The following is a 13465-nucleotide window of genomic DNA, read 5'->3' on the forward strand; positions in this document are numbered from 1 at the left end:
CACTGGCAACACTGCGCGCCTTACTTCAGCGCCAGCAATTGCCGCATGTCATCGATGATGGCCACGGCACCGGCGCTCTGCACATCGAAGCCGCGCAGATAGCCGTAACGCACCATCGCCAGCGGCATTGCCGCGGCGTTTGCAGCAGCCGCGTCGGTGGCCGAATCGCCGACCATCAGGCATTGCTGCGGTGTGTGCCCGAACTGTTTGGCCAGGTGCAGCAGCGGCGCGGCATCGGGTTTGCGCTGCGGCAACGAATCGCCGCCGAGCACGCTGCTGAAATGCGCAGCGATGCCCAGGTGCTCCAGCAGCGGTGCGATGAAGCGCGCGGGCTTGTTGGTGCACAGTGCCAGCGTGGCGCCGGCCTCGCGCAGGCCGGCCAATGCCTCGGCAACACCGGGATACAGCTGCGGGTCGTGCAGCAGGCTGGCCTGGTAGTGGCGCATCATCAGCGGCATCTCGGTACCGGCATCGTGGGTGCCGCCGGCTTCGCGCAAGGCGGTGGCGAGCAGCACCTGCACGCCTTCGCCGATCCAGCTGCGGATCGTCGCCTCGCTGAACTGCTGCAGCCCGAGTTCCTGCAAGGTGGCATTGAGCGCTTCGGCGATATTGGGTGCGCTGTCCACCAGCGTGCCATCCAGGTCGAAGATCACCAGCGGATACGGAAACATGCGCACAGTCTCGTTGGGGGAGCGGCCTGCAGTGTACGAGCTGCGGGATTCAGGGCGCGTCACCGTGGCGCGATACAAACGGCCGATGCCAGCGTCGATGCATGCGTGGCTGCAGTCATCGCTGCATGCACCGCACGCCGCGGCCGCGGTGCAGCAGCCATGCCGCCCCGCACTCACTGCGCCGGCGGCATATCGCCGAACAACTCGCCCTGCACTGCGCCCTCTTCCACGTCGCTGAAACCGCTCAATCCCACCCCGACCAGGCGATAGCGCGTGTCGTCGGGCAACTCCACGCGCCGGGTCAGCGCCAACGCGATCTCCGCCAATGCCTCCAGCGAGGCCGGTGGCTGATCTGGCGTGTACGAGCGGGTCAGGATGCGGAAGTTGGAGGTCTTCAACTTGAGAACCACGGTGCGCCCGATCCGCTCGGTACGGCGCGTGGCCAGCCAGGTCTTTTCGGCCAGGCGCAGGATGTGCGGATCCAGTGCCTCCAGCGCGATGTCCTCGCTGAAGGTATCTTCCGAGGACACCGACTGCACCTCCTGATCCGGCTCGACCGGGCGCTCGTCGATGCCGCGTGCGCGGCGGTACAGGCTCTGCCCGAAGCTGCCGAAATGCGCTTGCAACTCTTCCAGGGGACGCAGCCGCAGATCGCTGACCGTAACAATCCCCAACGCCGCCAACTTGCCATCCATCACCTTGCCCACGCCGGGAATGCGGTTCACCGGCAGCGGCAGCAGGAATGCATCGACACGACTGGGCGCGATGACGAACTGCCCGTCGGGCTTGCGCCAGTCCGAGGCGATCTTGGCCAGGAACTTGTTCGGTGCGATGCCGGCCGATGCGGTGAGCTGGGTTTCCTCGCGGATCTGGCTGCGGATCAACTGCGCGATTTCGGTGGCCAGCTGCATGCCGGTCTTGGCCTGCGTGACATCCAGATAGGCCTCGTCCAGGGACAGCGGCTCGACCAGATCGGTGTGGCGATGGAAGATCTCGCGCACCTGCCGCGACACCGCCTTGTAGCGCGCAAAATCCGGCGGCACGAATACCGCATCCGGACACAGGCGCTCGGCACGCAGCGCCGGCATGGCCGAACGGATGCCATAGGTGCGCGCTTCGTACGAGGCCGCGCATACCACCGAGCGCGCACCGCGCCAGGCCACCACCACCGGCTTGCCGCGCAGCGATGGATCGTCACGTTGCTCCACGGACGCGTAGAACGCATCCATGTCCACGTGCACGATCTTGCGCATCAAGCTGGCATCTCTCCGAAAGCGTCGGACTATGATAAATCAGCCGCGTCTCACGTCTTGCGCCGCGCCATCGCGCAAGCCCGGGCGCGAACGGACGCGAGCGCTGGCGGGACGCTCTGCTGCGTCTGTCCGGGCGCCGATCCACGCCGAGCAGGCATGCCTGACCGCGTTCCGCTGAATGCCGTGATCCGCGTTGGATCCTGTCTGCAACACATGCTTGCCACACTGCGCAACCGGCTGAAAACAGCACGCATGCGTACGGATAAAACGTTTGATTGAACCGCGCGCCCTCATGCACCCTTGCCGGCATCGCCTTTCGCTTCTTGTAGGAAACGTTCGTCATGACTCGTCTAAGTGCGTACTCGCGCGACCAACTGCTGGCCAGCGCGCGCGGGGAATTGTTCGGAGCCGACAGTGCCCGCCTGCCCAACGACCCGATGCTGATGTTCGACCGCATCACCGAGATCAACGACAGCGGCGGCGCGCATGGCAAGGGCCTGATCCGCGCAGAACTCGACGTGCGCCCGGACCTGTGGTTCTTCGGCTGCCACTTCATCGACGACCCGGTGATGCCCGGCTGCCTGGGCCTGGACGCGATGTGGCAGCTGACCGGCTTCTTCCTCACCTGGATCGGCGCAGCGGGCCGCGGCCGCGCGCTGGGCTGCGGCGAGGTCAAGTTCACCGGCCAGGTGTTGCCGAGCGCGAAATTGGTCAGTTACGAAATCGATATCAGCCGCGTGATCAACCGCAAGCTGGTGATGGCGCAGTCCGATGCACGCATGTTGGTGGACGGGCGCGAAATCTATACGGCCAACGATCTGCGCGTGGGCATGTTCACTTCAACGGAGAATTTCTGATGCGTCGCGTCGTCGTCACCGGAATGGGCATCACTTCCTGCCTGGGCAATGATTTGGACACCGTCTCCAGCGCCTTGCGCGAGAGCCGCTCGGGCATCACCGCATTGCCCGATCATGCCGACGCCGGCCTGCGCAGCCAGGTTGGCGGTGCGGTGGCGCTGGATCTGGACAGCCTGATCGACCGCAAGCTCAAACGCTTCATGGGCGATGCCTCGGCCTACGCCTACCTGGCCATGCGCGATGCGATCGCCGATGCCGGACTGGATGCCGAGCAGGTCAGCGACCTGCGCACCGGCCTGATTGCCGGCTCCGGTGGCGGGTCCAGCCAGTGGCAGGTGGAAACCGCCGATCTGCTGCGCAACCGTGGCGTGCGCAAGGTCGGCCCGTACATGGTGCCGCGCACGATGTGTTCGTCGGTCTCCGCTTCGTTGGCGACCGCGTTCAAGATCCGTGGCCTGAGCTATTCGCTGTCGGCCGCGTGTGCGACCTCGGCGCATTGCATCGGCGCGGCCGCAGACCTGATCCGGCACGGCGCGCAGGATGTGATGTTCGCTGGCGGCGGCGAAGAACTGCACTGGACCATGAGCGTGATGTTCGATGCGATGGGCGCGCTGTCCACCGGCTTCAACGATCGCCCCGCCGTGGCCTCGCGGCCCTACGATGCGCAGCGCGACGGCTTTGTCATCGGCAGCGGCGGCGGCATGCTGGTGCTGGAAGACTATGACCACGCCATCGCGCGCGGCGCACGCATCCATGCCGAACTGCTCGGCTATGGCGTGACCTCCGATGGCGCCGACATGGTGGCGCCCAGCGGCGAAGGTGCGGTGCGCTGCATGCACATGGCCATGCAGGGCCTGACGCAGCCGATCGACTACCTCAACACGCACGGCACCTCCACGCCGCTGGGCGATGTGACCGAGCTGGGCGCGGTACGCGAGGTGTTCGGCGACAACGTCCCGCCGCTGTCCTCGACCAAGGCGCTGTCCGGCCATTCCTTGGGCGCGGCCAGCGTGCACGAGGCGATCTACAGCCTGCTGATGCTACGCGACGGCTTCATGGCCGGCTCGGCGCATATCGATGAACTCGACCCGCGCGCCGAAGGCTTTCCGATCCTGCGACAGACCCAGGACGCCACGTTGAACACGGTGATGTCCAACAGCTTCGGCTTCGGCGGCACCAACGCGGCGCTGGTGTTCGGCCGGGTGTGACGGCGCGGCGCCGGGCGCCGCGCGGAATTGGGAATTGGGGATTTGTGTCGAGAGATCGCTCTTGCCACTCCCCAATCCCGATTCCCCACTCCCGGCTCAGCCGGCCATGCCGTTGTGCCGCAACAGCGCATCGATGCTCGGCGCGCGCCCACGGAAGGCGCGGAAGTTGTCGGCCGCGCTGCGGCTGCCGCCACGTGACAGCACTTCATGGCGGAAGCGCGCGCCGGTGTCGGCCACCTGCTCGGGCGCTTCTTCGAAGGCGGCGTAGGCATCGGCGCTGAGCACTTCGGCCCACTTGTAGCTGTAGTAACCGGCCGCGTAACCGCCAGCAAAGATGTGACTGAACTGGTGCGGGAAGCGATTCCATGCCGGCGGGCGGTTGACCGCCACTTCGTCGCGCACCCGTTCGATCAGCTGCAGCACGTTTTCCTGGGTCGGGTCGAAGCTGCTGTGCAGCTGCATGTCGAACAACGCGAACTCCAGCTGGCGCACGGTGAACATGCCGCTCTGGAAATTGCGTGCAGCCAGCAACCGGTCGAACAGGTTGCGCGGCAGCGGTTCGCCGGTCTGCACGTGCGCGGTCATCGCCTGCACGCGCTCCCATTCCCAGCAGAAGTTCTCCATGAACTGGCTCGGCAGTTCCACCGCGTCCCATTCCACGCCGTTGATGCCGGCCACGCCCAATTCGCCGATGCGGGTCAGCAACTGATGCAGGCCGTGCCCCATTTCATGGAACAGCGTGGTGACTTCGCCATGCCGGAACGTGGCCGGCGTAGCGCCACTGCCGCGGCCGAAGTTGCACACCAGATACACCAGCGGCGTCTGCACGCCGTTAGCGGTGTCGCGGCGGTTGCGGCAATCGTCCATCCACGCGCCGCCACGCTTGCCTTCGCGCGCGTACAGGTCCAGATAGAACTGGCCGACCAGCTCGCCCTGCGCATCTTCCAGGCGATAGAAGCGCACATCCGCATGCCAGACCGGCGCGCGGTCGGGCTTGACGGTCAGGCCATACAGGCTGTGGATCACATCGAACAGACCGGCCAGCACCTTGGGCTCGGTGAAGTACTGCTTCACCTCCTGCTCGGAGAAGCTGTAGCGCGCCTGCTTGAGTTTCTCGGAAGCGTAGGCCAGATCCCAGGCCTGCAGTTCGTCCAGGCCAAGTTCGTCGCGGGCGAAGGCTTCGAGCTCGGCACGGTCGCGTTGCGCATACGGCTTGGCGCGCACTGCCAGATCGCGCAGGAAGCCCATCACTTCATCCGGGCTTTGCGCCATCTTGGTGGCGACCGAATACTCCGCGTAACTGGCAAAGCCGAGCAGCTGCGCCAGTTCGGCGCGCAAGGCCAGGATACGATCGATATTGGCGCTGTTGTCCAGCGCGGCATCGCCGAACTCGGAGGCGCGCTCGGCGTTGGCGCGATACAGCCGCGCGCGCAACTCACGATTGTCCGCATCGGTCTGCACCGGCAGATAGCACGGCATCTGCAAGGTCAGCTTCCAGCCCGGCACGCCGTCCTTTTCCGCGGCCGCGCGTGCAGCGGCGACTACCTCGGCCGGCAAACCAGACAGTTCGGTTACGTCCTCGCTCACGTACGACCAAGCATCGGTGGCATCGAGCACGTTCTGCGAAAACTTGGCGGCCAGTGCGGACAGTTCTTCCTGGACCTGCGCAAACCGCGCCTTGGACGCATCATCCAGCTCGGCACCGCCGAGGCGGAAATCGCGCAGCGCGTTTTCCAGCACCTTGCGCCGCGCGGCGTCGTAGTGCGCCGCTTCCGGCGCTTCGGCCAGCGCCTTGTATTGCGCATACAGCGCCAGGTTCTGCGCCAGCGCACTGCCGAAGCGGCTGAGCTTGGGGAGATTGCTGTTGTAGGCCTCGCGCAGTTCCGGCGTGTTGACCACCGCCTGCAGATGGCCGACCTGGCCCCAGGCACGCCACAGCCGTTCGGTAGCATCGTCCAGCGGCACCACGAAGCTGTCCCAGCTGACCGGGCTGACCTGCTCGGCCGCTTTCACCGCGGCCTCGGCGTCGGCCAGCAATTGGTCGATTGCCGGGCCCACGTGTTCGGGGCGGATCGCATCGAAGGACGGCAGTCCGGACAGGTCGAGCAGCGGGTTGGTCATGGGGCGCTCCGGCGGTGGACTGGATCAGGAATCAGGGCGAGGGGCTGACAGACGTTGCCAAACGCAACGGTTTTGCCAGCAGCTGATCGGATATGGCGATCATTCCAGCGCCGCACAAGGCAGCGCAGGTAGGTCGCCGCCGTTGACGGCGATGGCAATGGCCGCATCGCTGTCGGTGACGTCGATGTCGCGCGCCACGTACCAGGCCGGGTCGTAATAGCTGTGCGCATAGCGCTCGCCGGCATCGCACAGGATAGTGACGATGGAGCCGCTGCGGCCGGCCTGGCGCATGCGCTGGGCGGCCTGCAGCACGCCGACGAAGTTGGTGCCGGTGGAGCCACCGACGCGGCGGCCGAGCGTGGCGCTGACATGGCGCATGGCGGCCAGGCTCAGGGCGTCGGGCACCTTGATCATCACGTCCACGCAGCTGGCGATGAAGCTGGACTCCACCCGCGGGCGGCCGATGCCTTCGATGCGCGAGCCGCCGGTGATGGCCAGCTCCTTGGGGCACTGCCCGTCCACCGCGCGGCAATAGCCGTCGAAGAACACCGACACTTCCGGGTCGGCGCAGAGGATGCGGGTGGCATGGCGCCGATAGCGCACATAGCGGCCGAGCGTGGCGCTGGTGCCGCCGGTGCCGGGGCTGCAGACGATCCAGTCGGGAATCGGATGCGGCTCCTCGGCCAGCTGCTTGAAGATCGATTCGGCGATGTTGTTGTTGGCGCGCCAGTCGGTGGCGCGCTCGGCGTAGGTGAACTGGTCCATGAAGTGGCCGCCGGTCTCGCGCGCGAGCTGGTGCGAGGCGCTGTCAAGATCGCAGGCACGTTCGACCAGATGGCAGCGGCCGCCCTGGAATTGAATCGCGGCGATCTTTTCCGGTGAGGTCGAAGCCGGCATCACCGCGATGAAGGGCACCCCCAGCAGCCGCGCGAAATAGGCCTCGGAGATGGCGGTCGAGCCACTGGAGGCCTCGATCACAGGCCGCCCGGCCCGCAGCCAGCCGTTGGTCAGCGCGTACAGGAACAGCGAGCGCGCCAGCCGGTGCTTGAGGCTGCCGGTAGGGTGGCTGGACTCGTCCTTGAAATACAGGTCGATGCCCGGAAAGCCCGGCAGGTCCATCGGAATCAGATGGGTGTCGGCCGAACGGTTGAAATCGGCCTCGATCTTCTGGATGGCGGCGGCCACCCACTGGCGCTGCGACATGGCAGGACTGTGCGGCGAAGGAAGCGTCAATTCTACCGCTGCCGGGCGCGCGGCCACGGCCGGCGGGTCATCGGGCGGACAGCTGGGAGCCGATGCTATGCTCGTCGCACCTGACCGCCCCGCCCTGACTGCCCGTGCTGCGTTGCCTGCTCCGCCTGCTGCTGTGCCTGTGCCTGGTTGCCAATACGGCTACCGGCGCGTGGGCGTCGGTGGGCATGGCGCTGCCGGAGATGGCGTCGGCCGGGATGGTTGCGACCGCGTCGATGGCGCACGCGCCCATGTCGGCCGCGATGCCGTGCCATGCCGACATGCCGCCGCCCGCTGCGACGCATCCCCCTGATAAAACCCAGCACGCGCACGCGGCCGACTGCTGCAAGCTGGGCAGCTGCGACTGCCTGCAGCACTGCAGCCTCGCCTTGCTGACCCTGCCTGCGGTGCCCGCCGGCCTGCCTGGCCGCCCCACCCTGCCTGCCACCCTGGCCGAAGGGCGCAGCAGCCCGGTGCCCGAACAACCGGTTCGACCTCCCATCGCCTGAGCGCTGACGGCTGCGCCGTCATCGGGCCCGTGCGCTTGCTGCGCGGGGTTTCTAAGCGATGTGATGCGTCCGCCTTCGGTGGTGGGGCGCAGTGGAGATGTCATGTCTTTCGATCCGAATTCTTTCGATCCCCCTTCCTGTGGCGGCCTGAGTCGACGCCGCTTCGTGCAAGGCCTTGCCCTGGGCGGCGTTGCCGCCGCCGGCGGCCTGTGGCGCAGCGATGCGCGTGCGTCCAACCCGGTGAGTACGCCGGTCCTGCGCGGCAGCAGCCAGACGCTGCAGATCGGCCGTATGCCGGTCAACCTCACCGGGCGCAGCCGCCCCGCCATCACCGTCAACCAGAGCCTGCCGGCCCCCACGCTGCGCTGGCGCGAAGGCGACACGATCAGCGTGCGCGTGCGCAACGCGCTGGCTGACCAACCCACCTCGGTGCACTGGCACGGCCTGTTGCTGCCGGCCAACATGGACGGCGTGCCGGGGATGAGTTTCGACGGCATCGCGCCGGGCCAGGAATACCACTACCGCTTCGCGCTGCGCCAGTCCGGCACCTACTGGTATCACAGCCATTCGATGTTTCAGGAACAGGCCGGCCTGTACGGTGCGATCGTCATTGATCCGCTGACACCACCGCCGTACCGGCACGATCGCGAACATGTGCTGCTGCTCTCGGACTGGACCGACCTGGACCCGGCCGCGCTGTTCCGGCGGCTCAAGCAGATGCCCAGCCACGACAATTACGCGCAGCGCACGGTGGGCGATTTCCTGCGCGACGCGCGCGACGACGGCCTGCGCGCAACGCTGGCCGACCGCGGCATGTGGGGGCGCATGCGCATGACCCCGACCGACCTGTCCGACGTCAACGCCAACACCTACACCTACCTGCTCAACGGCGTCGCCCCGGCCGGCAACTGGACCGGCCTGTTCAAGCCTGGCGAGAAAGTACTGCTGCGTTTCATCAACGGCTCGTCGATGACCTACTTCGACATCCGCATCCCCGGCCTGCGCATGACCGTGGTGGCCGCCGACGGCCAGTACGTGCATCCGGTCAGCGTGGACGAGCTGCGCATTGCGGCGGCCGAGACCTTCGACGTGCTTGTCGAGCCCATCGGCCAGGACGCGTTTACCGTGTTCGCGCAGGACATGGGCCGCACCGGATTCGCCTGCGGCACGCTGGCGGTGCGGCATGGGCTGCAGGCACCGATTCCCGCGCTGGATCCGCGCGCGATCCTCACCATGCAGGACATGGGGCACGGCGATGGCATGGCGCATGCAGGTCACGCCATGCACGGCGCAGCCGGGATGCAGGCAGCGCATGCGATGCACGACATGCATACGCATGGCGATACCCAAGCGCATACAGATGACAAGACGCCGCATCACCCCGCCAGCGAAGACGGCAACCCGCTGATCGACATGCGCAGCAATGCCACTTCACCGCGCCTGGACGATCCCGGAGTTGGCCTGCGCGACAACGGCCGCCAAGTGCTGCGCTACGCCGACCTGCACAGCCTGTTCGAGGATCCGGATGGGCGCGAACCCGGCCGCGAGATCGAGCTGCATCTGACCGGGCATATGGAAAAATTCGCCTGGTCGTTCGACGGCATCGCCTTCGCCTCGGCAGAGCCCTTGCGGCTGCAGTACGGCGAGCGGCTGCGCATCGTACTGGTCAACGACACCATGATGCAGCACCCCATCCATCTGCACGGCATGTGGAGCGATCTGGAAGACGCCGATGGCAATTTCCAGGTGCGCAAGCACACCATCGACATGCCGCCCGGCACACGCCGCAGCTATCGCGTCCGCGCCGATGCATTGGGCCGCTGGGCCTACCATTGCCATCTGCTGTACCACATGGAAGCGGGCATGATGCGCGAAGTGCGGGTGGAGGCATGAGTACGCTACGGACGCAATACAGGACGCTGCTCGCACTGCTGCTGAGCGCATCGGCCACTGCACAGGAGCATCAGCATGCGGCGATGGAGTCATCCGCGCACGTCGATGGCGCACATGTAATGCAGGCGGCCCAGCCGCAGACATCCATCGCAACGGAGGCATCGCCGCCATCCGCGCAGCAGAGCGCAGAGGCGATGCAAATGGATCATGCACAGATGCAGCACGCGCAGCACTCCAGCACTGCATCAGCATCAGCATCAGCATCGACAAAGGCTGCTGACAGCATGCCTGCGCAACACCCAGTACAGCCCGACGCTTCGGCAGCGCCGGCATCGATGCACCACGCAGGCATGCAGCATGCCGATGTCCAGCACTCCGCACACCAGACCTCTGCAAATCCACAACTGGACCACGCCCGGCAATCACAGGCAGACAGCGACCACGATGCAATGGAGCACGCATCGATGGATCATGCGTCGATGCAGCACGAGCAACAGCATGGGGCGATGGATCACTCCGACATGGAGCACGCGCCGCATGCCGAAGCGGTGACGCAAACGCCGGCATCGCCCGGCACCGGCGCACTGCCACGTACGCCGATCCCCGAGCCCACTGCCGAGGAGATCGCGGCGGCATTCGCCCCCTTGCAGCACCATGCGATGCACGCGCCAGGCATCAATCACTACGTGTTGCTCGATCGACTGGAAGCCTTCGACACCACGCGCGGCAGTGGCCAGGACTGGGAAGCGCGCGCCTGGATCGGCGGCGATATCGACCGGCTCTGGTTGCGCAGCGAAGGCGAGCGGCAGGATGGCCGCACGCAGGACGCATCGGTGGAGGCGTTCTATGGTCACGCCATCTCGCCATGGTGGGACCTGCTGGTTGGCGCACGTCAGGACATCGGAGCGGGCGAACATCGCAGCTGGGCCGCCTTCGGCGTGCAGGGCCTGGCGCCCTACAAGTTCGAGACCGAAGCCACGCTCTATGTCGGCAGCGGCAGCCGCGCGGCATTACGCCTGGAAGGCGAGTACGAGGTGCTGCTCACCAACCGGCTGATCCTGCAACCACGCGTGGAAGCCGATATCGCCCTCACCGACGATGACCGGCGCGGCGTCGGCAGCGGGCTGGATCAGGTCGAGGTCGGCCTGCGGCTGCGTTACGAAATCACCCGTCGCTTCGCGCCCTATATCGGCTGGGTGCACAGCCGCAGTTTCGGCGACACCGCCCGCCGCGCCGCGATCGACGATGAGCCTGCACGCGACAGCCGGTTTGTTGCCGGCCTGCGCATCTGGTTCTGAGACAACGCTGTGCGCATGGGCCTGACCGTTCGGACTCGGTGCAGGCCCATGCCACGACCTTGAACAGCGCAGTTCGTGCTGCCGCGCGCGATCAATCAGATAGCGGCGCGGCTAGACCGCCGACGCGCACGGTGCAGACATGCCGACAACCATTGCCCCGCTAACATCCACCTCCAGTGCAGCCTGACCTGCCCCCGCATTCCATCGAGGAGACCGCAATGCCTTTGACCAACCTGCAACACGTCCCCGGCGCCAGCGCCGCACCTGCCGACACTGCCGGTTTCGTGTTCAACCACACCATGCTGCGCGTCAAGGATGCGCAGCGTTCGCTGGATTTCTACACGCGCGTGCTGGGCTTCCGCTTGCTGGACGCACGTGATTTTCCCGATGCGCAGTTCAGCCTGTACTTCCTGGCCCTACTGCCCGACGACACCGCGATCCCCGACGACGATGCCGCGCGTCGGCTGTGGATGGCCGGCATCCCCGGCGTGCTCGAACTCACCCACAACCACGGCACCGAAACCCAGGACGGCCCGGTCTACCACGACGGCAACAGCGAGCCGCGCGGCTTCGGCCACATCTGCATCTCGGTACCCGACATCCACGCCGCCTGCGCACGTTTCGATAGCCTCAACGTGCCGTACCAGAAACGCCTGGAAGACGGCCGCATGAAGCACCTGGCCTTCATCAAGGACCCGGACGGCTACTGGGTGGAGATCATTTCCAATACGCCGCTGGCGTAATCCGTAACAAAATGCCCGGGGTTCCCGGGCATTTTTGTTTCAGGCACATGCGCTGTCGGTACTTCGCTTTCAAGCAGGGTATATCGGCAGAGAACGCCCACCCAGTTGGATGCGCGCAGCGCACTTCCAGTGGCTAACGCAACGTAGCGTGCGATCATCAGGTGAGTGCGGACGGCGCGCCCAGAACCGGAACGTACGAGTGGCACATGCCGATTCCGAGCACCGGCTGCGCCCGCCTGACGACGGCGCAGTAGTTTTGGTAGCCACTCTTAGATGCAGGCGCCATCCTGCAGCATCACACGTTGCCTCAGTTGGAGGTGGCAACTGCCTCTCTATCCGGGAACCACTGCGGTAACTGCTCGGCAAATTTTGCGGCGCATTCCTCGCTGTAGGCCTGTGCGGCCTGCTTGACCAGCGCGTAGTCGTTTGCCTCCCACTCCTCGAGCGATGCGGTGCGCGGTGTGGGCGCGCAGTCCAGATTGACCGGACTCGCCTTGCGCTTCAACAGTCCGGAGCGTTCACCGCCAATCGTCACCGCGTAGCGCAACTCGTAGGGCGACTTGGTATCGGCCAGGCTCTGGTAGACGAGCAGCCAATCGGACATCAGGACCTGCAGCGGGAACGGTTCCGCCGGCAGTGCTGCCGGATGCCCGGTGAAGTAGCTCTTCAGACGCGCATTGACCGCATCACGCTGCAGTTGATAACCGGGATTGCCCACGGCCTCCATCTTTTCGCCTTTCAGCTGCCCCTTGCCGAAGGCCGACACTGCGACGCCGCGCGTGAACAGGCTGGTGGCGATCTGCAGGCCCACCACTGCCCCGGTGTGCCCGCGCCGCACCACGCGCAACATTTCGTCGCCGTTGGGCTGGCCGTTGGACCCCACACGCATGCTGGCATGCAACGGCAGCTGCAACGCCCAATCCGCCGATGGTGCAATGACTGCGTCGGCATCGCCCTGCGTTTGTGCGGAGGGCTGTTGCTGTGTCTCGGCGACCGACAGCGTGCCGGCAACTGCAGCCGCGGCATAGGTCGTTGCCGTCGAAAAATCGCCGTTGGCAAATGCGGGCAATACTGCCACCGCCTCGGCACCACGGGTGGCGGTACAGAACGCGCTGGAGGCACGCATCTGCACTTCATGAAATGCGATGCCGTTGACTTGATGCACGGCCGCATCCTGGCCGTACTGCGCGACCAGCCTGGCAACGAGGGCGTCCTGCTCGACAGGCTGCTGGCCGCAGACCTTGGCCGCAGCGATGCGCGACCAGGCGAACTGCAGCGCCGGATCCCACCCCATCGCGTCCTCACCGACAAACCCGTGGTCGTAGTGATAGGCATAGATGGCCGGGTCGATGTCCTGCAAGGTCATGCCGCCCACGCCCGCATAACCGGGCGGGACGTCGCTGGCCATTGCGGCGCCGCTCAGCGCCGAGATCGCCACTGCAATTAGTGCTTTCATGAATTCCTTCCCCTGGAGAGCGTCGCATTGCGTGTCCCCCACGCAATGCGACATGGCACTGTCAGATCGCGCGGACAGCGATCAACGACACAGTGCTTTGGTCCCTCAGACAACGGTCCGCAGTCGGCTAGAACGCTCAGTTGCGGACTCAGTGTGAGCGCATCATGCGCGATTGGCAGTCGGGGCGGTCCCCACAGCTGTAGGGACCGCCCCGGAAGTGGCGCTT

Annotated in this window: 11 protein-coding genes and 1 other RNA gene; 6 read left to right on the forward strand and 6 right to left on the reverse strand. The window is 66.0% G+C overall.

Features of this window, described 5'->3' with window-relative positions:
- Positions 1-20: 20 nt before the first annotated feature.
- Complete coding sequence (gene gph, locus KHN93_RS17790; protein WP_065047797.1) at positions 21-671, reverse strand: phosphoglycolate phosphatase; 651 nt, start codon at positions 669-671, stop codon at positions 21-23.
- A gap of 173 nt (positions 672-844) precedes the next feature.
- Positions 845-1924, reverse strand: a complete 1080-nt coding sequence (dinB, locus tag KHN93_RS17795; RefSeq protein ID WP_065047799.1) for a DNA polymerase IV — start codon at positions 1922-1924, stop codon at positions 845-847.
- A gap of 341 nt (positions 1925-2265) precedes the next feature.
- On the opposite strand from dinB, the gene fabA reads away from it, so the two are divergent.
- On the forward strand, positions 2266-2781 hold the full coding sequence (gene fabA, locus KHN93_RS17800; RefSeq protein ID WP_065047801.1) for a 3-hydroxyacyl-[acyl-carrier-protein] dehydratase FabA: 516 nt from the start codon (positions 2266-2268) through the stop codon (positions 2779-2781).
- Positions 2781-3989, forward strand: coding sequence for a beta-ketoacyl-ACP synthase I (gene fabB, locus KHN93_RS17805; RefSeq protein WP_024938384.1), 1209 nt, complete (start codon positions 2781-2783; stop codon positions 3987-3989). The genes fabA and fabB overlap by 1 nt, the downstream gene beginning before the upstream one ends.
- Positions 3990-4085: 96 nt before the next feature.
- Here fabB and KHN93_RS17810 read toward each other — a convergent pair whose 3' ends face one another.
- Both KHN93_RS17810 and KHN93_RS17815 read right to left on the reverse strand, forming a co-directional pair.
- Positions 4086-6110: a M3 family metallopeptidase gene (locus KHN93_RS17810; protein ID WP_211920942.1), complete on the reverse strand. Its 2025-nt coding sequence runs from the start codon at positions 6108-6110 to the stop codon at positions 4086-4088.
- Positions 6111-6209: 99 nt separating this feature from the next.
- Positions 6210-7313 (reverse strand): PLP-dependent cysteine synthase family protein, encoded by a 1104-nt coding sequence (locus KHN93_RS17815; protein ID WP_024938387.1) that lies wholly within the window; start codon positions 7311-7313, stop codon positions 6210-6212.
- A 134-nt stretch (positions 7314-7447) separates the two neighbouring features.
- On the opposite strand from KHN93_RS17815, the gene KHN93_RS17820 reads away from it, so the two are divergent.
- The 4 genes from KHN93_RS17820 (at position 7448) to gloA (ending at position 11783) form a co-directional block, all read left to right on the forward strand.
- Complete coding sequence (locus tag KHN93_RS17820) at positions 7448-7849, forward strand: CopL family metal-binding regulatory protein (protein WP_053045874.1); 402 nt, start codon at positions 7448-7450, stop codon at positions 7847-7849.
- Between the two features lie 81 nt (positions 7850-7930).
- On the forward strand, positions 7931-9742 hold the full coding sequence (locus tag KHN93_RS17825; RefSeq protein WP_212579675.1) for a copper resistance system multicopper oxidase: 1812 nt from the start codon (positions 7931-7933) through the stop codon (positions 9740-9742).
- Positions 9739-11040, forward strand: a complete 1302-nt coding sequence (locus tag KHN93_RS17830; protein ID WP_211920944.1) for a copper resistance protein B — start codon at positions 9739-9741, stop codon at positions 11038-11040. The genes KHN93_RS17825 and KHN93_RS17830 overlap by 4 nt, the downstream gene beginning before the upstream one ends.
- 218 nt (positions 11041-11258) lie before the next feature.
- Positions 11259-11783: a lactoylglutathione lyase gene (gloA, locus tag KHN93_RS17835; RefSeq protein WP_166773128.1), complete on the forward strand. Its 525-nt coding sequence runs from the start codon at positions 11259-11261 to the stop codon at positions 11781-11783.
- Between the two features lie 131 nt (positions 11784-11914).
- On the opposite strand, the gene KHN93_RS17840 is transcribed toward gloA, so the two are convergent.
- Together KHN93_RS17840 and KHN93_RS17845 are read right to left on the reverse strand one after the other, a co-directional pair.
- A non-coding RNA gene (locus KHN93_RS17840) (sX9 sRNA) lies at positions 11915-11991 on the reverse strand.
- A 99-nt stretch (positions 11992-12090) separates the two neighbouring features.
- Positions 12091-13239, reverse strand: a complete 1149-nt coding sequence (locus KHN93_RS17845; protein WP_211920946.1) for a hypothetical protein — start codon at positions 13237-13239, stop codon at positions 12091-12093.
- Positions 13240-13465: the final 226 nt, after the last annotated feature.

The sequence above is a fragment of the Xanthomonas arboricola pv. juglandis genome, assembly GCF_905367715.1.
In the GTDB taxonomy this organism is placed as follows: Bacteria; Pseudomonadota; Gammaproteobacteria; order Xanthomonadales; family Xanthomonadaceae; genus Xanthomonas; species Xanthomonas arboricola.

Excerpts from the sequence above, each read along its gene's own strand:
- gloA (WP_166773128.1), top strand. The coding sequence starts at position 11,259 with ATGCCTTTGACCAACCTGCAACACGTCCCCGGCGCCAGCGCCGCACCT.
- gph (WP_065047797.1), bottom strand. The coding sequence starts at position 671 with ATGTTTCCGTATCCGCTGGTGATCTTCGACCTGGATGGCACGCTGGTG.
- fabA (WP_065047801.1), top strand. The coding sequence starts at position 2,266 with ATGACTCGTCTAAGTGCGTACTCGCGCGACCAACTGCTGGCCAGCGCG.
- fabB (WP_024938384.1), top strand. The coding sequence starts at position 2,781 with ATGCGTCGCGTCGTCGTCACCGGAATGGGCATCACTTCCTGCCTGGGC.
- KHN93_RS17845 (WP_211920946.1), bottom strand. The coding sequence starts at position 13,239 with ATGAAAGCACTAATTGCAGTGGCGATCTCGGCGCTGAGCGGCGCCGCA.
- KHN93_RS17815 (WP_024938387.1), bottom strand. The coding sequence starts at position 7,313 with ATGTCGCAGCGCCAGTGGGTGGCCGCCGCCATCCAGAAGATCGAGGCC.
- dinB (WP_065047799.1), bottom strand. The coding sequence starts at position 1,924 with ATGCGCAAGATCGTGCACGTGGACATGGATGCGTTCTACGCGTCCGTG.
- KHN93_RS17830 (WP_211920944.1), top strand. The coding sequence starts at position 9,739 with ATGAGTACGCTACGGACGCAATACAGGACGCTGCTCGCACTGCTGCTG.
- KHN93_RS17810 (WP_211920942.1), bottom strand. The coding sequence starts at position 6,110 with ATGACCAACCCGCTGCTCGACCTGTCCGGACTGCCGTCCTTCGATGCG.